Source organism: Micromonospora sp. NPDC092111 (genome assembly GCF_044755745.1).
GTDB lineage: Bacteria > Actinomycetota > Actinomycetes > Mycobacteriales > Micromonosporaceae > Micromonospora.
Genome location: NZ_JBIVRQ010000006.1, coordinates 223,668 through 243,531 on the forward strand (window position 1 = coordinate 223,668; position 19,864 = coordinate 243,531).

The 19,864-nt window shown below is 74.9% G+C and carries 12 protein-coding genes; 2 read left to right on the plus strand and 10 right to left on the minus strand.

All coding sequences use genetic code 11. The features are described 5' to 3' along the window. Positions 1-69: 69 nt before the first annotated feature. The 10 genes from ACIQG9_RS15270 to ACIQG9_RS15315 all read right to left on the minus strand — a co-directional run bounded on the left by ACIQG9_RS15270 (position 70) and on the right by ACIQG9_RS15315 (position 11,466). The gene (locus ACIQG9_RS15270) at positions 70-1,509 is read right to left on the minus strand and encodes an FAD-dependent oxidoreductase (protein ID WP_400402192.1); all 1,440 of its coding nucleotides are present in this window, start codon (positions 1,507-1,509) and stop codon (positions 70-72) included. After that, the gene (locus ACIQG9_RS15275; protein ID WP_400402195.1) at positions 1,506-1,760 is read right to left on the minus strand and encodes a (2Fe-2S)-binding protein; all 255 of its coding nucleotides are present in this window, start codon (positions 1,758-1,760) and stop codon (positions 1,506-1,508) included. Before ACIQG9_RS15275 ends, ACIQG9_RS15270 begins: the two co-directional genes overlap by 4 nt. Beyond that, a complete protein-coding gene (locus ACIQG9_RS15280; protein WP_400402198.1) occupies positions 1,747-2,916 on the minus strand; it encodes an NAD(P)/FAD-dependent oxidoreductase in 1,170 nt (389 codons plus the stop codon). The genes ACIQG9_RS15275 and ACIQG9_RS15280 overlap by 14 nt, the downstream gene beginning before the upstream one ends. Further along, a complete protein-coding gene (locus tag ACIQG9_RS15285; protein ID WP_400402201.1) occupies positions 2,892-4,307 on the minus strand; it encodes an aminopeptidase P family protein in 1,416 nt (471 codons plus the stop codon). Before ACIQG9_RS15285 ends, ACIQG9_RS15280 begins: the two co-directional genes overlap by 25 nt. Then, positions 4,304-5,728 carry an aldehyde dehydrogenase family protein gene (locus tag ACIQG9_RS15290; RefSeq protein ID WP_400402203.1) on the minus strand — a complete coding sequence of 475 codons (1,425 nt, stop codon included), beginning with the start codon at positions 5,726-5,728 and terminating at the stop codon, positions 4,304-4,306. Before ACIQG9_RS15290 ends, ACIQG9_RS15285 begins: the two co-directional genes overlap by 4 nt. Beyond that, a complete protein-coding gene (locus ACIQG9_RS15295; protein ID WP_400402205.1) occupies positions 5,725-6,726 on the minus strand; it encodes a proline racemase family protein in 1,002 nt (333 codons plus the stop codon). Before ACIQG9_RS15295 ends, ACIQG9_RS15290 begins: the two co-directional genes overlap by 4 nt. After that, positions 6,726-7,610: a dihydrodipicolinate synthase family protein gene (locus ACIQG9_RS15300; protein WP_400402462.1), complete on the minus strand. Its 885-nt coding sequence runs from the start codon at positions 7,608-7,610 to the stop codon at positions 6,726-6,728. Before ACIQG9_RS15300 ends, ACIQG9_RS15295 begins: the two co-directional genes overlap by 1 nt. A gap of 141 nt (positions 7,611-7,751) precedes the next feature. Beyond that, positions 7,752-8,459: a GntR family transcriptional regulator gene (locus tag ACIQG9_RS15305; RefSeq protein ID WP_400402208.1), complete on the minus strand. Its 708-nt coding sequence runs from the start codon at positions 8,457-8,459 to the stop codon at positions 7,752-7,754. A 269-nt stretch (positions 8,460-8,728) separates the two neighbouring features. Then, positions 8,729-9,379 (minus strand): response regulator, encoded by a 651-nt coding sequence (locus ACIQG9_RS15310; RefSeq protein ID WP_400402210.1) that lies wholly within the window; start codon positions 9,377-9,379, stop codon positions 8,729-8,731. Then, entirely contained in the window at positions 9,376-11,466 is a 2,091-nt protein-coding gene (locus ACIQG9_RS15315; RefSeq protein WP_400402213.1) for a sensor histidine kinase, read from the minus strand. Before ACIQG9_RS15315 ends, ACIQG9_RS15310 begins: the two co-directional genes overlap by 4 nt. Positions 11,467-11,765: 299 nt before the next feature. Between ACIQG9_RS15315 and ACIQG9_RS15320 the strand changes: the two genes are divergently transcribed. Continuing rightward, positions 11,766-16,130, plus strand: coding sequence for a peptidoglycan-binding protein (locus ACIQG9_RS15320; RefSeq protein WP_400402215.1), 4,365 nt, complete (start codon positions 11,766-11,768; stop codon positions 16,128-16,130). A gap of 55 nt (positions 16,131-16,185) precedes the next feature. Beyond that, entirely contained in the window at positions 16,186-19,863 is a 3,678-nt protein-coding gene (locus tag ACIQG9_RS15325) for a DUF6603 domain-containing protein (RefSeq protein WP_400402217.1), read from the plus strand. The last annotated feature ends 1 nt before the right edge of the window (position 19,864 follow it).

A 19,864-nucleotide genomic window follows, 5' to 3' on the forward strand; every position in this document is an offset into this window, starting at 1 on the left:
GGAACATCATCCGTAAAGGTGGAGGTGGTAACAGAAAACGATCATGTTTGTTGTCCGGTGACCGGGTCGTCACCCGTCGGCCGTGCCGGATCGGCGGGGGCGCCAGGGCTGGTCGGCGGCCTGGCCGGCCGCCAACTCACTGAGCGTGATCGGCTGCGCCAGCGGGCGGGACGCGTACCCGGCGAGGTCCGCCGCGCCGGGCCGCCGGGCCGCCTCCCGGGCGGTCAGGCAGGCGGTGGCGTAGCCGCACACCCTGCCCTGACACCAGCCCATGCCGGCCCGGGTCAGCAGCTTCGCGCCTCGGGCGTCGCTCGCGGACAACTCCCGGACCGCCTGCCGTACCGCACCGACCGACACCTCTTCGCACCGGCAGACCAGCGTGTCGTCGTCGCACCGGTCCGGCCACCGGGCCGGCACCGGATGCACCGCGTGCAGCGCCGCGGCGAACCGACGCAGCCGATGCCGGGTCCGCAGCAGGCGGTCCTGCCGGCCCGTGGACCAGGGCAGTGGGCGGCCCAGCGAGACGGCGGCGGCACCCCCGGCGAGCTGCCCCTCGACCAGCGCCAACCCCGCCCCGCCGACCCCGGTGACCTCACCGGCGGCGTACACCCCCGGCACGGAGGTCGCCTGGTCCGGGCCGACGTCCACCACCAGGCTGCCGTCCCCGTCGAGTCGGGTCGCGCAGCCGAGCGCCACCGGCAGCTCCACCTGGGGGGTGAAGCCGAACCCGACCGCGAGGCCGTCGCACTCCACCTGGGACTCACTGCCCGGCAGCACCGCGCCGCGGGCATCGACGGCGGCGACAGTCAGCCCGGTCAACCGGTCGGTGCCGTGCGCGGCCACCACCGCCATCCGATGGTGGTACGGCACCCGGTGCCGGAGCAACTGCCACCCGTACCGGCCGGCTTCGGTGAGCTTGCCGGCCGCGCCGAGGACCTGGCGGAACCGGCGGACGTACCCGGCCAGGTCGTTCGCCTCGTACACCCCGACCACGGTGCTGCCCGCACCGGCGAGACCGGTCGCGACCGGCAGCAGGAACGGCCCGGTCCCGGCCACCACGACGCGCTGGCCGAAGACCACCCCCTGCCCCTTGAGCAGGGCCTGAGCGCCGCCGGCGGTGACCACCCCGGGCAGCTCCCAACCCGGAAACGGCACCACCCGGTCGTGGGCGCCGGTGGCGATGACGAGCCGTCGCCCGTGTACGACCCCCGCCCCGGTGTGCACGGCGAACCCCGGCCCGGCCGCCTCGGCACCGGGGTGGGACTCGACGAACCAGACGGCGGCGTCGGCGCGCCGGTCGACCCGGTGCAGCCGGGCCCGCAACCCGGCGAACGTCGACCACTCCTGGTGTTCCCGGCCGTCCGCACCGGCCCGGTGCCGCCAGTACTGGCCGCCCGGTCGTGGCCCGGCATCCAGCAGGGCCACCCGGCAACCGGCGTCGGCGGCGGTGGCCGCCGCGGCCAGCCCGGCCGGTCCGGCGCCGATCACCACCACGTCGTGCCCGGTCATGCCCGATCCCGCCGGTCGTCCTGGGTCTCGACCACGTCCCCCTGGCGGGCGACCAGCAGGCAGGCCCGCTGGGACGGCACGCCGTTGACCCGCACCAGGCAGTCGAAGCACACCCCGATCCCGCAGAAGACCCCCCGGGGCCGACCGCCGACCCGGCTGAGTCGCCAGGTGCGGACACCGGCGGCCAGCAGGGCCGCGGCGATGGTCCGCTCGCCGTCCGAGGGGATCGGACGACCGTCAAAGGTGAACATCGTGCCGCTCCGGTGCGAATGATCGTAGGTCTACCTGTGGTGGATGGCCGGCCAGCAGCGCCGCGACGGCGTGCCCGGTCGCCGGGGCGAGACCGATCCCCGCCCCCTCGTGCCCGGTCGCGTGGTGCAGGCCCGGCACCCGGGGATCGGCCCCGATCATCGGCAGGTGGTCCGGGCTGTACGGGCGGAACCCTCGATAGGCGCGGATCGCCGACACCGAGCCGAGGACCGGGAACAGCCGGACCGCTTCCGCCGCGAGGCCACGCAGCGCCCGCAGCGAGAAGGTCGGCTCGAAGCCCACCCGTTCCCGGGTGGAACCGATCAGGACCGGACCCGCCCGCGTCCCCTCGATCACCGGAGACACCTGGAGGTCGGCGGAGCTGCGTTCGACGTTGGCGACGTAGCCGGCCGCGTACACCTTGTGCCGGATGAGCGCGGGTAGCGCCTCGGTGACCAGCACGAAGCCGCGCCGGGGCAGGATCGGCAGCGCGACGCCGGCCAGCGCGGCGACCTCGCCGGCCCAGACCCCGCCGGCGTTGACCACCATCCTGGTCGGCAGCAGCCCCCGATCGGTCGCCACCGCCTGGACCGCGCCGGCCGGATCCCGGGGCAGACCGACGACCCGGGTCCCGGTCAGCACCCGCACCCGGGAGGCGCGCAGCAGGAGGGCGGCGGCCAGCATCGGCTGTACCTGCATGTCCTGCGGATAGTGCACCCCGCCGGCGAGGTCGGTGGCCAGGTGCGGCTCGTAGTCGGGCAACGCGTCGGCGGCGACGTCGTACGCCTCGACCCCGGCGGCGCGCTGGCCGGCGGCGAACGTCCGCAGCGTGGCGAGCTCCGCCGCCGAGGTGGCCACCACCAGGCCACCCTTGTGTTCCAGCTCGATCCGTGCCCCGCCCAGGGTGTCGCCGAGCTCCCGCCACAGCTCCGCCGAATGGCGGGCGAGCGCCAGTTCCGGGCCGGGTGGCTTGTCGGAGACCAGGATGTTGCCCTCGCCGGCGCCGGTGGTGCCGGCGGCCACGCCGCCCCGGTCGACCACGGTCACCGTGAGCCCGGCTCGGGCCGCGTAGTACGCGCAGGCAGCGCCGACCATCCCGGCTCCGATGACGACCACGTCGGTGCCGGGCATGGTCATGAACTGATCCGGTGCATCCACGACTCGACGTCGTCCGCCTGGCGCGGCAGGCCGTCGGAGAGCATCCGGTACCCCTCGTCGGTGATCAGGACATCCTCCTCGATGCGCAGGCCCAGCCCCCGCAACTCGGCGGGGATCAGCTCGTCGTCCGGCTGGAAGTACAACCCCGGTTCGACCGTGAGCACGTGACCGGCGGCGAGCCGGCCGTCCAGGTAGTTGCCGGACCGGGCGGCGGCGCAGTCGTGCACGTCCAAGCCCAGCATGTGACCCGAGCCGCACAGGGTCCACCGACGGTACAGGCCGGAGTCCTCGGCCAGCGCCTGTTCGGGCGGACAGGGCAGCACCCCGAGGTCGGCGAGCCCGTGGGCCAGGACGGTCATCGCCGCCCGGTGGAACGCCCGGAACTCGGCGCCGGGTCTCAGCGCCGCCAGGGCGGCGTCGTTGGCCTGTCGGCACAGCTCGTACAGGTCACGCTGCAACGGGCTGAACCGGCCGGAGACCGGGATCACCCGGGTGATGTCCGCGGTGTACAGCGACCGGGTCTCCGCGCCGGCGTCGAGCAGCAGCAGATCGCCCTCGCGGACCGGCCCGTCGTTGTCGATCCAGTGCAGCGTCGCGGCGTGCGCGCCGGCGGCCACGATCGAGTGGTAGCCGACGTCGTTGCCCTCCAGCCGGGCGCGCTGCCAGAACACTCCCTCCAGGTGGCGTTCGGAGGTGCGCATCGCCATCGGCAGCGCCCGGACCACGTCCTCGAATCCCCGGGTGGTGGTCGCCACCGCCTGCTCCAGTTGGCCGATCTCCCAGGCGTCCTTGACCAGCCGCAGTTCGGCCAGGACCGCGGCGAACTCCGCGTCGCCCGGCCCGGCCGGCGTGCCGAGCAGCGCCTCGACGCCGTGGTCGACGCCGCGCAGCACCCGGGTCGGGACGCCCGCCCCGGACAGCGCCGAGGCCAGCTCGGCCAGGTGCCGGGTCGGCACCGCCAGCCGCCGGTTGCTCTCCCCGAGGGTGGGCCGCCGGCCGGCCCACAACTCGCCGTAGACCCGGTCCCGGAAGAACTCACCGTCGCCCCGACCCGAGCGGGGCCGCAGGAACAGGGTCGCGTCCCCGTCCGGCTCGATCACCAGCACCCCGTCGGAGGACTGGTCGCCGGTCAGCCAGACGTAGGCCGAGTGCGGCCGGAAGCGGTGGTGCTGGTCGTTGGAGCGCCGCTGGTACCCGCCGGCCGGGACCACCAGCCGCTCGCCGGTGAACCGGGCGTGCAGGTGCGCCCGCCGCGTCGCGGCCCAGCCGGCGACCTCGTCGACCGGCAGGTCGTGCCGCTCGCTGTCCGCCCAGCCGGACCGCATGAACTCCTCAAGGGCGGGGCTGACCGGCAGGTCGTGGCTGCCGGTGTGCAGTTCGGCGCGGGTCACGCGACCTCCTCGACGGGGCGGGACGGTGCCGGGGCGGGCGGTGGGGGAGCGGCGAAGGTGACGGTGCGCGTCGAGGTGTAGAAGTCCAGCGCGGCGGTGCCCTGCTCGCGCGGGCCGTGGCTGGACGCCTTCTCCCCGCCGAACGGCGCGTGGAAGTCCACTCCGGTGGTCGGCGCGTTGACGCGGATCAGGCCGGTGTCGATGCCCCGTACCGCGTCGAGCAACATGCCGACGTCGCCGCCGTGCACCGAGGTCACCAGCCCGTACCGTACGCCGTTGACCAGCTTGACGGCGCTGGCCAGGTCCGGTACGCCGAAGATGGTGACCAGCGGTCCGAAGGTCTCCTCCCGGGCCACCGGGTGTGCCGGGTCGACGCGGTCGACCAGCACCGGCGCGACGAACAGGCCGTCGCCGCCGTGCCCGCCGGTGAGCACCCGACCGCCGCTGGCCCGGGCCGCCTCGACGGCGTCGAGGACCCGGCTCCGCGCGGTCGCGTTGATCACCGGACCGACCGCCACGCCCGGCTCGGCCGGAGCACCGAACCGCAGCGCGGCGACGGCGGCGACCAGTGCCTCGGTGAACCGGGCGGGGTCACCGACCACGACGATCCGCCTGGTGGCGGTGCACTTCTGGCCGGCGTACCCCATGGCGGCGTTGGCGAGCAGCGCCGCGGTCGACGCGAGGTCGGCGTCGGGCAGCACCACGGCGGCGTTCTGGCCGCCCATCTCCGCCTGGGCCGGCAGCCCGGCGCGGGCGGCGGCGACGGACACCTCCGCGCCGACCGCCGCCGACCCGGTGAACGACACGACGTCGGCCGCCTCGACCACCGCCCGCCCGGTCTCCGCCCCGCCCGGTACGACGTGCAGCAGCCCGGCCGGGAGCAGCCCGTCGAACAGGCGCTCGACCTCCGCACCACAGGCGATCGCCTCCGGTGACGGCTTGAGCAGCACGGCGTTGCCGGTGGCGAGCGCGGGGGCGGCCTTCCACAGCGGGATCGCCAGCGGGAAGTTCCACGGGGTGACCAGCCCGGCGACGCCGCGGGGCCGGCGTTCGGTGTAGAGCAGGCCGGGCTGGCTCGCCGGTAGCGACGGTGCCAGCAGGTCACCGGTGGCGGCGAAGCAGGCCTGGGCGTAGTAGTCGAGGATGGCCGCCGCGCGGCCGACCTCCGCGCGGGCCTCGGTCACCGGTTTGCCCACCTCGCGGACGACGAGGTCGGTGATCGGGTCGGCCCGGTCCCGCAACCGGTCCGCCGCCGCTCGCAGCGCCGAGGCGCGGCCGGCCGCCCCCTGCCGGTGCCACTCGACCTGCGCCAGGCGTGCCCGTCCCGCCAGGTCCCGCACCTGCTGCGGGGAGACCGCGGCGGACTCCGCGACCACGTCGGCCGGGCTCTGCGGGGAACAACTCCGGATCAGCTCACTCACAACAGGAATCCCGCCGGGAAGGGGTCGTCAGGGTCGAGGAAGTACTGTGCGGTGCCGGTGAGCCACGCCCGGCCGGTGACGGTCGGCACCACCGCCGGCCGGCCGGCGACGGTCGTCGAGTCGACCAGCCGGCCGATGAACCGGGTGCCGAGCAGCGACTCGTTGACGAACTCCTGGTGCAGGGGGAGCAGCCCCCGGGCGTGGAGCTGGGCCATCCGCGCGGAGGTGCCGGTGCCGCAGGGCGACCGGTCGAACCAGCCCGGGTGGATCACCATCGCGTGCCGGGACCGGTGGGCGTCCGACCCCGCCGCGGCCAGGTAGACGTGGCGGCAGCCGGCGATCTCCGGCTGTGCCGGATGCACCGGCCGGTTGGTGGAGTTGATCGCCGCCATGATGGCCAGTCCGGCGTCCAGCAGCCGTTGCCGGTCGGCCCGGTCGAGGCGCAGGCCCAGGTCGGGGAGGTCCACGATCGCGTAGAAGTTGCCGCCGTACGCCAGGTCGTAGCGGATCCGCCCGAGCCCGGGAACGTCGACGGTGGCGTCCAGCGCGGCCACGAAGGACGGGACGTTGTGGATGGTGACAGCGGTGGCGTGGCCGTCCGTGACGGCGACCGAGGCCACCACCAGCCCGGCCGGCGTGTCCAGGCGGATGGTGGTGACCGGTTCGGTGACCGCCACCATGCCGGTCTCGACCAGCACGGTGGCCACCCCGATGGTGCCGTGACCGCACATCGGCAGGCAGCCCGACACCTCGATGTACAGGACGCCGACGTCGGCGTCCGGCCGGGTCGGCGGTTGCAGGATCGCCCCGGACATCGCCGAGTGGCCCCGGGGCTCGTACATCAGGAAGGTCCGCAGGTCGTCGAGGTGCGCCACCAGGTGCTCCCGGCGCTGCGCCATGGTGTCGCCCGGGATCACCGGGACGCCCCCGGTCACCACCCGGGTGGGCATCCCCTCGGTGTGCGAGTCGACCACGTGGATGACACGGCTGCTGCGCATCAGCGATGCCCCGCCGCGAGCAGCGTCCCGGTGATCTCCCGGATGTTCGCGGCGACCGCCGGCGGCAGGGGCTGCCGAGGCTGGCGGGTGGGGCCACCCGGTCGGCCGGCCACGTCCATGGAGAGCTTGATCGCCTGGACGAACTCGGTGCGGGAGTCCCAGCGCAGCAGCGGGTGCAGTGCCCGGTAGAGCGGCAGGGCGGTGGTCAGGTCTCCGGCGACCGCGGCCTGGTAGAGGCGCAGGCAACTGGCCGGCACGGCATTCTGGTAGCCGCCGATCCAGCCGACCGCCCCCGCCGTCAGCAGTTCGAGGGCCACGTCGTCCGCCCCGGCCAGGATGTCGAGCCCGGGCGCGAGTTCGGCGATCGTGTACGCGCGGCGGACGTCACCGCTGAACTCCTTGACCGCGACGACGAGACCCTCGTCGTGGAGTTGGCGCAGGAGCGTCGGGGTGAGGTCCACCCGGGTGTCGTGCGGGTTGTTGTAGGCGATGATCGGCAGCCCGGGTCGGGCGGCCTCCCGGTAGTGCGCGAGCACCGCCGCGTCGTCGGCCCGGTAGGCGGTGGGCGGTAGCAGCATCACCGCCGGGCAGCCCGCCTCGCCGGCCTGTTCCGTCCAGCGTCGCGCCTCGTCCGCGCCGTACGCCGACACGCCGGGGATGACCGCGAATCCGGCCGGTGCGGCGGCCACCGCCGTCCGCACCACGGCTGCCCGTTCCTCGGCGGTGAGCGTCTGGTACTCGCCGAGGGATCCGTTGGGGACGACCCCGTGGCAGCCGTTGTCGGCGAGCCACCGTACGTGCGCGGCGTACCCGTCGTGATCGATGCTCAGGTCGGGGGAGGTGAACGGCAGGGCGGTCGCCACCAGGACGCCCCGCCAGGGCATGTCTTCCACGCGGCCTCCAGTAATATGTTACATGGCACCGTAGCATCTTCGGGTGGGCCGGTCGAGAGCCGCGCGATCCCCGGATCGGGCGGCCGGTCGACGCGGGGAACGTCGGCCGGCCGGCCGGTGTGCCGGCCGGTGCTACCGCTCGGGGCGAGCGGCCCAGATGCCCCGGACGTGCCGGAGGTGGCGACGCATCAGGTCGACCACCGCCTCCCGGTCGCCCGCCGTCAGCAACTCCACGAGCCGGACATGCTCGTTGGCCGAGCCGACCAGCTCGCCGCTCTCGACCAACGGGTCGAGCCCGTACAGCCGGGTGCGGTTGCGCAGATCGGCCACGATGTCCACCAGCCGCAGGTTCCCGCCCGTGCGCAACAGGGTGAGATGGAACGCGCTGTCCGCCTCGATGTAGGCCACCACGTCCCCCCGACCCGCCGCCGCGACGATCGCCTCCGCCAGCTCCCGGAGCTCCCGGAGCTGCTCCGTCGAGAGCCGGCCCACCCGGTCGGCCACCACCGGGATCTCCAGCAGCTCCCGGATCTCGGTGATCTCGTCGAGCTCCCGCTCGGAGAGGGACCTGATCCGGAACCCCTTGTTCTTGACGATCGTGACCAGACCGTCCTTGGCCAGATCGAGGATCGCCTCCCGCACCGGGGTCGGCGACACCCCGAACTGGGTCGCCAGGGTCGGGGCCGAGTAGATCGTGCCCGGCCTGATCTGGCCGGCCACGATCGCCGCCCGCAGCGCCTGCGCCACCTCCTCGCGGAGGCTCTGCCGGCCGGTGAGGGCCACCAGCGCCGGCCCGGACCCGGTGGCGCGGACGCCGCCCGCCTGCCAGTCGGCTGCCACCACCACTCCACCCCGGCTCGTCAGCCAGCAACCTGACCCGGGGACCGTCGTCCCGTACTGCCGTCCGTTCAGGTCAACATCAGTTTCAGGCGGCGGACACCCGCTGCCCGACGCGGTACGGCGGACAGCCCGCCCCGACGTCACGGCCGGCGTGCGCACGCCGACTCTGGAGCTTACCGGGTGTCCCCGGTGGGCCCCGGCACCGTTCATCCCGGCCGACCGGCACCACCACCCGGGGGGAGCCCCCGCCGGGCCGGCGGCCCTCGCCCTCAGTCGGTGCCGAGACCGACGTCCCGGGCCCGGACGATGGCCTCGGCGCGGCTGCTCACCTGCAACTTGACCAGAATGTTGGACAGGTTGTTCCGGACGGTCTTCGGGCTCAGCCCGAGCCGCTGGGCGATGGTGCCGTTGTCCAGCCCCCGGGACACCAGGTTCAGCACCTCACGCTCCCGATCGGTGAGTTGCGGGAAGGGTGCCGGCCCGGTGGCGCGGACCCCGGACCACAGCGCCGTGGCGTGGGCCGCGACCGCCGGGCCGAGAATCATCTCGCCGTTGGCGATCGCCCGGATGCTGCGCTCGACCTCGGTCGGGTTGGCCCCCTTGAGCAGGTAGCCACGGGCGCCGGCGCGCAGCGCGGCGACCAGCGACTCGTCGTCGTCGAGCATGGTGACGACGAGCACCCCGATCTGCGGCGCGCGCCTGGTGATGATCCGGGTGGCCTCGATCCCGGACCGTTCGGCGAAGTGCAGGTCCATCAGCACCACGTCGGGACGTTCGGCCGCGACGACGTCCAGCGCGGTGGTGACGTCGGCGGCCTCGCCGACGCAGTAGACGCCGTCCAGGGTGGACAGCAGCGCGGTCATGCCGAGTCGGAACACCGGGTGGTCGTCCACCACGACCACCCGGATCGGCGCCGTCACGCCCCGGCTCCCCGGGTCGGGATGGTCAGGGTGACCGCCGTACCCTGCGGGCCGCCGGTGGTCGAGGCGGGGCCGATGGTCAACGTGCCGCCGATGCCGGTCGCCCGCTCCCGCATCGACTGCAGCCCGACCCCGCGCGACCGGGTGGGCGGCGGAGGCCCGCAACCGTCGTCAGCCACCGTTATCTCCACCCGGTCCGGCCGGTGGATGAGCGTGACCGTGCAGGTGCCGACACCGGCGTGCCGGTGGACGTTGCGGACCGCCTCGGTGATCACGCCGTAGGCGGCGGTCGCCATGGTGTCGGGCAACGGGCCGAGCTGCGCCGGGGCCGCCACGCGGATGTCGAGGCCGGCGACCGCGTACCGTTCGCGCAGGGTGTGCAGGGCCGGGATGAGCTCGCCGTCGGCGAGGACCGGCGGCAGCAGGGCCCGGGCCAGGTCGCGTACCTCGTCGGCACGCTGGGTGGTCTCGACGACCAGCCGGTCGAGCAGTTCCCCGGCCAGGGCCACGTCCCGGTGGAGCAGGTTGCGGACCGCGGCGAGGCCGAGCCCGATCCCGCTGAGCGCCGGCCCGAGTCCGTCGTGCAGGTCGCGACGCAGCGTACGGCGCTCCTCGTCCCGGGCCTCGGCGAGGCGCGTCCGGGACCGGGCCAGCGCCTCGTTGGTGCTGGCCAGGTCGACGACGGCGGCGACCACCGGGGACAGGTCGGCCAGCGCGGCGGCGGCGTGGCCGCCGAGCCGTTCACCCGGCCGCGGCCAGGCGGTCAACTGACCGACCGTCCGTTGACCGCTGACCAGGTCGACGGTGAGCTGTCCGGCGCCGGTCGGCGTCGGCTGGTGGTCCCCGGGGTGGCCGGTGCCGGTGTAGGCCGTCGGCGCGCTGCCCGGACCCGACCGGCCGGGCTCGATCACGGTGATGGTGATCCGCGCCAGGCGCAACGAGGTGGCGATGGCGACCGCGACGTTCTCGATCATCTGGCCGCCGGAGTCGGCGCTGCGGAGCCGGTGGACGACCTGCCGCATCAGCGGCTCCTGGCTGTCGCCGTGCACCAACCGGTCGACCCGTCGTTGCACCCACTGGCGTACCGGCTGGAAGGCGGCGGCCAGCAGCGCGGTGACCACGATCTTCGGGGCGAGGGAGCCCGCCGGCACCAACCGGTCGAGCAGGGTGACGGCGCCGATGTAGGTGGCGATGACGCCGGCGGTCATCAACAGCCAGACCAGGGTCCGCCGGACGGCCACCTCGATACCCCACAACCGTTGCCGGAGCACCACGACGAGCACGGCGGCGGGAAAGAACGCCTGCGAGGCGAGCATCAGCAGCGGCGCGGCCCAGGGTGGCCCGAAGCCCGGCCAGAACGGCGGCGAGACCAGCAGGAAGGCCAGGCACAGCAGGAGGTTGCCGACGGTCAGCCAACCCATCCCGTGCCGCTGTCCCAGCGGGCCGGTACGCCACCGCCAGGCCGTCCCGGCGGCGGCGATCAGCCCCAACGGCACGAGCGCGGGCATGATCGGTGCGAACAGGTCGACGCGTAGTTGCCGCAGCCCGGGATCGGTGATCGGGAACAGTCCGTACGGGGCCGGGGCGGTCACCGCCGCGACCTGGGCGCAGGCGAGGTAGAGCACCCCGGCGGCGACGGCGGTCCGGGCGCCCCACCGCATCGGACGGTCGGGCAGCAGCCACGGCATCAGCACCACCAGGCCGTACAGGCCGGGCAGCCAGGCCCAGTGGTGGGCGCTGGTCAGCGCGGCCGGCGCCCACCACTGTGGGTGCCGCTCGGCCAGCAGGGTCCACTGCGCCGCGAACGCGGCCAGCGAACCGCCGAGAGCCGCCGCCGCGACGATCCAGCCGGCGAGGTGCGCCCGGCGGCCGAGGATCAGCCAGGCGACCCCGCCGTAGATCACCCCGTCCATCAGGTCCACCAGCGAGAAGAGCTGCGTGGTGGTCATCGGCGGCAGCACCGCGCACCAGGCGGCCACGGCCGCCGCGGTCAGCGTCGCGGTCAGCGTGAGCACCGTCCAGGCCGCGACTCGGTGCCGGGTGTCGCGGTGCGGCGGGGGCGGCTCGTCGCCGGGGCGGGAGGTCATGACAGCCGCTCATTCTGCCCCCGGACCGCCGCCGCCCGAACGGGCCGGGGGCCGGCTGCCCGTACGGCCGAGTGGCGGGTGTCCCGTCCACCCGGGACACCCGTCCCTGGTGGGCGGGTGCGACCGCCGCACAGACTGCCGTGCGCCGCTACCGCAGCGGCCGACCCACCGTGGCGCGGTCCCGTGCCACGAACCAGCGGCAGCCGGCAGCGACGAGGGAACTCCCCGCCGGCCCGGCACCGCGATGCGCCGACCCGCGGCTGAATCCGGCTCGTGGACATGCGAAAGGAACCTCGACGATGGACGCTCCGGGCGGACCACCCCACGTTGTCTGTGGGCCGATCGTGCGCCGGGTCGATCCGGGCAGCGTGGCGGTCTTCGTCGCGGTCCGATCCGCCTGCACCGTCACCCTCACCGTGTTCGAGGTGGGCCCCGGCCCGACCTACGCCCGGGGCGCCACGGTGGCCACGGGCAGCCGGGCCGCGGTCCGCCTCGGCGGCAACCTGTACGTGGCCACCGTCCAGGCCGTCGGCGGCCTCCAGCAGGGCCGGCTCTACGGCTACGACCTGGCCTTCCCGGGCTCCACCGGCAACTGGCCGAGCCTGCTGGCCGCCGGGGCGGTGGCCGCCGGCGAGACCGCCGCCCGGTCGCTGCTCAGCTACGCCGGTGACCCCCGGGCGACGGGCGGCGCACCCGGATACCCCAGCTTCGTGACGCCACCGTCGGACCCGGGGAAGCTCCGGATCTTCCACGGGTCGTGCCGCAAGCCGCACGGCGAGGGCCACGACGCGCTGGCCGTCCTGGACCCGATCATCGCGGCGGCCGGCGGCGACCCGACGGTACGCCCGCACCAGCTCGTGCTCGGCGGTGACCAGATCTACGCCGACGACGTCGCCGACGTGCTGCTGGCGATGGTGCACGGGCACGACGCGGTCCCCGCCCGGGACGGACTGCCGGCCGTCCCGGCGCTGCCCGGCATCGGGGCCACCCTGGGCCTGCCGCCGGAGCTGCTCCCCGACGGCTCCACCAGTCCACCCGCCGACCGGCTGTTCACCCCCGGCAACCGGTCGGTGACCCTGTCCCGGGACGCGAAGTTCACCTCGGGCGAGGCCGCCAGCCACCTGATGTCGCTGCGCGAGTACGCCTGCATGTACCTGCTCGCCTGGTCGGACCAGCTCTGGCCGGCGACCTACCCGCGATTCGAGCACGTCTTCCCGGCCGACACCCGGATCCTGCGTGACCCGCAGGGCGGCGGCCCCGGCGACACCGTCTACGACCGGCTGCTGGTCGGTCGCGCCTACGACGCCAGCAGCCAGCAGCAGAAGATCATCCAGCGCTTCGTGCGGTGGCAGGAACAGGCGATCCGGCTGAAGAACTTCCAGCGCGGCCTGGTCGCCGTACGGCGGTCGCTGGCCAACGTGGCCACCTACATGATCGCCGACGACCACGAGGTCACCGACGACTGGAACATGACCCGGGAGTTCGTCACCGGTGCGGTGATCGGGTCCGAGCTGGGCCGGCGCATCGTGCGCAACGCGATGGCGGCGTACGCGGTCTTCCAGGCATGGGGCAACACCCCCGACCGGTTCGCCGAGCAGGGCGCGGCCGGCGAGCCGGGCCGGGAGCTGCTGGCCGCGCTGAGCGGCTGGCTGGCCGCCCCCGCGGCGGTGGACGACCTGCGGCTGCGCGAACGCCTCGGCCTGCCCACCGCGATCGGCGCCGACGGCCGGCCGGCCCGCCCCGCCGGCGCCCTCAGCTACCACTTCACGGTCACCTGGCCGCGCTACCAGCTCGTCGCCCTGGACACCCGCACCTGGCGGGAGTACCCGGCCGGCGCCGGGCACCCCGGCGGGCTGCTGCTCGCCGACCACCCGCTCGACGAGATGATCAGCGGCGGCGGGGTGCTGGACGACGAGGCGGTCACCGTGCTGGCGCAGCCGGTCGCCGTGTTCGGCATGCCGCTGCTCGAACAGCTCGCCCAGCCGGCCATGAAGGCCATCGCCGGCCGGTACGAGGCCGACGCCGAGGACGCCTGGATCACCAGCGACGCGGCCACCCACAAGTTCCTCGGCCGGCTGCTCTCCGCCGCCCCGCCCGGCCCGGACGGCGTCCGCCGCCGCCGGATCGTCATGCTCGGCGGCGACATCCACTTCGGCTCGGCCGAGCGGATCCGCTACTCCGCGACGCTGCCCTACGCCAGCGGCCCCGACCCGGCCCACCCCTTCCAGGGGGTCAACCGCACCGAGGGGGTGATCGCCGGGTTCGTCTCCAGCGCCCTGCGCAACGAGGTGTCGCTGACCCGGCTGCTGCACGACGTCGGGTACGTGCCGCTGCTGGACAGCCTCGGCCGCATCGACCTGGTCGGCTGGGCCAACGAGGACGAGCGGCAGGAGGGCCGGCGCTTCCAGGCCGGGGTGCAGGTCAGCGTGGCCGCCGACGCCGTCTCCGGTTGGTGGGTCTCCGGCCGGCCCGCGGTCAGCGACTACGACCGGCTCAAGCTGCTCAGCCGGCCGCCGGAGTGGAGCATCCAGGTGCAGTTCGCCCACCACGACGAGGCCGACCCGACGGTACGCCGGGACGGCACCCCGGAGGCCGTACTCGACCCGGCCGGGCTGCCCCGCGAGCAGGCGCTGGCGCAGTACCTGGCCGCCGCCCGCAACCTCGACGGGTATCTCGGCACCTGGGGCAACGGCAAGGAGATCGTCGGGCACAACAACCTCGGCGAGATCACCTTCGACTGGCCGGCCGGCGAGCGTAAGACGGCCACCCAACGCCTCTGGTGGCACCTGCCGTCGGAGACCCGGGCCGCCGCGCTGACCAGCTACACCATCGACCTGTCGTACGGCTGCTCGCTGCTGGCCGACCCACCGTACGGCTACGTGCTGCGCTTCGACGACCACGACGCCCGCTCCGGCGGGAAGGCGCACTACGACGGTGCCGACCGGCCGGCGAACCTGGTCACCGACCGGTGGGTGACCCGGCTGCAGGCCGACCTGGCCACGCTGGGGTTCGCTCCGGCACGCGACCCCGGCGAGTTCGACTCGACGACCTACTGGGCGGTGCGCGAGTTCCAGACGTACGCCCGCGCGGACCGGGTCGCCCACGAACCCGCCGAGGCGACCGCCACCCGGTACTCCGACCGGTTGGCGGCGGTCGACGTGCCGGCGGCCGAGCGCTACCTCGGACCGGTCAGCGGGGTCGCCGACCTGGCCACCCAGCTCGCCATCCGGCACTGGCTGGACAAGCGCTGGCGCTGCCCGGTGGTGGTGGAGGCGTGGCAGGTCGCCGGTGGCAGCCCGCAGCAGCTCGCCGCCGGGAACGTCTGGTACGTCGACGCCGGCCACCCGGCCGACCAGCGGCTCTACTCGCGGGTGGTGACCGGCCGGCCGGCCGGCGCCGGCCCGGCGCCGGCCAACCACCCCGAGCTGATCCCGCTGGGTCGCTGGAGCAGCCGGGCCGCCGCGCCGCAGTGGGCCGGCCCGCTGGTCGAACCGACGCTCGAACTGCTCCCCGAGGCGCTGATCCCGCCGAAGGACGGGGAGGCCGGCGGACCGTCGCTGGCCGCGCTGGCCACCGCCGCCGGCAGCGGCGACCCCGCGGTGGCCGACCCGGCCCGCCGCCGGCTGTCCACCTTCAAGGTGCTGCGGGCGGTCGCCGAGAACACCCGACCCGGCTCCACCGGCGGCTGGTTCGACGTGCTGGACGGCACCGACGCGGCGGTGCTGCGGATCGGCCCGTTCGGCTGGCCCGCCGACGGGCCCCGCAGCGCACCGGTGAACCTGCCGCCCCGGCCGGACTGGCGTACCCAACCCGGCCAGCTCTGGGCCTGGCTGGCCGCGCTGCGCGCCACCGACCGCGACGCGTACGAGGCGATGGGCGGGCTGGCCGGGCTGTCCGGGACACCCGGCTGGGGTGTCGACGGCGGCGCCCTGCTCTACCCCGAGCTGCGGGTCAGCCGGGCCCGGCCGGCGTTGAGCGACCACACCGGTGGCGCGGGCGCGCCGATCGAGTACGTCCTCGAACTGCTCGACCTGCGCGGCTGGCACTGGGTGCACCGCTTCACCACCGGCCTGCGCACCCGGCCCGGCGTCCGGCACGGCATCTGGCGCTTCGCCCGCCAGGGCCTGCACGACCTGCTCAGCACCCCGTGGGACCCGCCCGGCGCGGCCCCGGTGACGGTGCCGGACGTGCCCGGCCCGGACGGCAAGCCCCGCCGGGTCCGGATCGGTGACCTGTTCACCTCGGAACGGGCGGTGGCCCTGCTGGGCTGCTGGCAGGCGTACCGCGCCCACCACCTGGTCGCCCTCGGTGCGCCGGTGGCCGGCGAGCCGCCCGAGCAGCGGACGGTGCCCCGCGCCGGCACCGAACTGCGCACCGTGCTGACCGTGGCGCGGACCCTCGGGCCGGACTTCACCGGCCCGCCCACCGGCTGGACCGACGCCCACGAGACCGCCCTGATCACCGCGATCGGCCAGGTCGCCGGGGCCCCGCCCGACGCCGAGCTGCCCGCCGCGCTGGCCGCGGTGCGGGCCTGGCCGACCTGGCCGGGCGGTACGAACTACCAGCTTCCGGTCGCCGTGCTCCCGGCGGCGGACCGGACGCTGTCGCCGCAGCGCGGCTCGCTGCGGCTGGACACCGGCGACCTGTCCCGGGTGACCGGATGAGCCCCCGCCCGACCCGAGGCGACGACCACCACCGCAGTGAAGGAGACCCGGACGCATGAGCGACGACGTCGAGCGGAACCGGAACGTCCTCGCCCTGCTCTGGGGCGAACTCCGCACCCTGGCCGAACCGGTGCTCGGCTCGTCCGACCCGTGGCGGCGGGCCCGGCTGATGCGGGCGCTGGGCTGGGACCTGGAGGCGATCAGCGGGGTCGACGCGCACGCGTTCGAGCAGTGGGTCGGCACCGTCGGGGTGGCGATCGAGACGCTGGACGCCGCGATCGCCGACGGCCTGCCGGACTCGCTGGCCGAACTCAAGAAGATCGGCACCGCGGCCGGCACCGCGTTCGGACAGGTCGGCACGCTGCCCCCGGCGGTACGCGGGAAGCTACCGCCGTTGGCCGGCCTGCCCGAGGCGCTGGCCGACGACCTCGTCGACCACCTGATCCTCACCTACCTGCTGCGCCGGGCGCCCTGGACGGTGCCGCTGCTGACCCTGCTCGGCCTGGTCACCCCCGGCGTCGAGCTGCCGGCGAGCCCGCCGATGCCGGCCGGCGACGCGCCGATCCGGTTGCCCCGCCACCGCGACGAACTGCACCTGGAACGGCTCGTCGAGCTGGTCTCCGACCCCGGCGGATACCTCAAGGGGCTGTACGCGCCGGCCGGTTGGGAAACCCCCGAGGCGGTCGAGGCGCTGGCCGCGCGGCTGCTGCCCCGGCTCGCCGCGACGCTGCGCGCGTTCGGGGTGGACGCCGCGCACGGGGTGCGGCCGGGCATCGGTCCGGACCAGGGCGAGGTCGGGCAGCGGCTGGCCGACGGCCTGCTCCGGCTCCGGTTCGCCGTCGCCGGGCCGCCCGGCGGGGAACCGGCCGCGCTGCTCGGCCCGCCGGGACCGCGGCCACTGGTCGCCGCCGACCCGGACGCCCAGCTCCACCTCGGCGTCACCCTCGCCCTGGCCTGCTGGGACGGCCTGCTCACCGGGATCGTCGCCCCCACCGGCGAGGTGCACCTCGAAGGCGCGTTCGGCCGCTGGAACGTCGCCACCGACCTGGCCGGCGCCGGCCCGGCCATCGCGATCAACTCGGCCGGCGTGACCGTCGCCGGGGGCGGCCCGGCGGTGAGGTTCTCCGCCGAGATCGCCCGGATCGCGCCGAAGGACGAGCCCGGCTGGGTGATCGGCGCACCCGACGGCACCCACCTGTCCGTCGGGCAGCTCGTGCTGCGCGGCCGGGCGGCGCTGGGCACCGGCCGGGACGACGTCGAGCTGATGCTCGCCGCCGGCCGCGCCGAACTCGTCGTCAAGGCCGGCGACGGTGACGGCCTGCTGGCCCGGCTGCTGCCGTCCGACGGTCTGCGGTTCGGCTTCGACCTCGGCCTGGGCTGGTCGCTGCGGACCGGCCTGCACCTGTCCGGGGCCGCCGCGCTGACCGCCGACTACCCGATGCACCTCTCGCTGCGCGGCATCCACCTGGAGGGGCTACGGATCGCGCTCGCCGCCAGCACGCCCACCGCCAGCGTCGGCCTGACCGTCACCACCACGGTCCGGGCCGAGCTCGGTCCGCTGCACGCGGTGGTGGAGAACATCGGGATCCGCGCCGACCTGACCTTCCCGCCCGCGTTGCCGGCCGGCACCGGCAACCTCGGCGACGCCGACCTGGTGCCCCGGTTCAAGGCCCCGGACGGGGTGGGGCTGCGGATCGACAACGGCCTCGTCAACGGCGGCGGCTACCTGTTCGTCGACGAGCCCCGCGGCATGTACGCCGGCGCCCTCCAGTTGGGCATCGCCGGCACGGACGGCGCGTCGCCGATGCGGGGCTTCCTGCTCCAGGCCACCGCCATCCTCAACACCCGCAACCCCGACGGCAGCCGACTGGTCGAGGCCGACGGCGACCAAACCTTCTCCATGCTGGTCGTCGGCACCTTCCAGTGGTACCCGGGGCTGATGCTGTTCTGGGGCATCTCGATCACCGGTCTGGGGCTGGTGGTCGGGCACAACCGGCGCAGCGACCCCGAGGAGGTCCGCAACGCCGCCCGCGCCGGGACCCTGGACTCGCTGCTGTTCCCCGAGGACGTGGTGGGCCGGGCGCCGGCGGTGATCGCCACCCTCAGCCGGATCTTCCCGGTCGACCCCACCGGCACCGTGCTCGGCGCGATGGTCCGGCTGAACTTCCTCTCCGGGCAGGTCGTCGCGGACCTCGCCGTGCTGGTCGAGTTCCCCGACCCGGTCCGGGTGCTGCTGCTCGGCAAGCTGGTCATCGACTTCCAGTCGGCCGGACGGCTGCGACTGGACTCGGCCGGCATCATCGACGTCGCCCGCCGGGAGATCAGCCTCGACGGGGCCCTGATCGGCTCCCACCTGTTCGGTCGGCCGGTCGCCGGCGAGTTCATGGTCCGGGCCCGGTGGGGCCGGTCGTCGTCGTTCGCCATGTCGATCGGCGGGTTCCACCCGAGGTTCTGCCCGCCGGCCGGCTTCCCGCCGGTCAAGCGGTTCGAGATCGCGCTGCAGAAGTCCGGCAAGGGACTCAAGCTCAACGCCTACCTGGCGATCACCAGCAACACCGCCCAGTTCGGGGCCGAACTGGTGATGCACTTCGAGGCGGGCGGCTTCGTCCTCGACGGCCGGGCCTGGCTGGACGTGCTGTTCCAGTTCACGCCGTTCTGGTTCACCGCCGAGATCGGCGCGTACGTCGCCCTGACCTACGACGGCACCGAGCTGCTGGTGGTCCGGCTCGTCCTCGGGGTGAGCGGCCCCGGCCCCTGGCGGGCCTGGGGCGAGGCGCGGATCAAGTTCCTGTGGTGGGAGGTGTCGGCCAAACTCGACTGGACCGACGGGAAGCGCGCCGACGCGCTGGAACCCAGCTACGTGGACGCCGCGGCGCTGCTGGGCTCGGCGCTGTCCAGCCCGGACGCCTGGGAGATCCGGGGTGCCGTCGCCGGCACCGAACCGGTGGCCCTACGGGCGGTCGAGGGACCCGGGGGTGCGCTGCTGCTCTCCCCGGGGGCCACCCTCGGCGTACGCCAGAACGTCCTGCCCCTCGGCGTCGAGCTGCACCGGATCGGCACCTCCCGCATTCGCGGTCCGCACCGGTTCACCCTGACCGAGGTCAGCGTCGGCACCGGCGACGACACGGTACGCGGCACCCTCGGCACGCCGATCCTCGACGACTTCGCCCCCGGCCAGTTCCGCGACCTGACCCCCGAGCAGCGGGTGCTCACCCCGGGCTTCGAACGGATGGAAGCTGGCCGTGAGGTGGCCCTGCCGGACGGCACCGCCCTGCCGGCGGACGGCGTCACCGTCTTCGCCGGGCTCGACGCCGACGACGCCTACGACCGGGTGATCATCGACGACCCGGAGGACGCCGGCCGGGAGATGCCGGCGGCGCCTGCCACCCTCTCGGCCGCCGGTGCCGGACCGGGCGGGCTGCTCGCCCTGTTCGCGGCCACCGGCCCGGCCGCCAACGCCCGCAGCCGGACCACCGGGGCGGCCCGGTTCAGCGGCGCCGGCCTCGGCCTGCGCGACGCCGGGCCGTCCTGGCTGCCCGGCCGGGGCACCCCGCACCCCACCGGCCGGCGGGCCCGACCGGCCCGGGTACGCCCACCGGTAGCCGCCCTGCCGACCGCGACGCAGGCCGCCGAGGTGGCCCCCGGGGGCGACCGTGGCCGGCTGTTCCGCCGGGCCAGCGTCCGCATGCCCAACCCGACCATCGTCCTCGCCGAACCCGAGAAGGTGTCCTGAC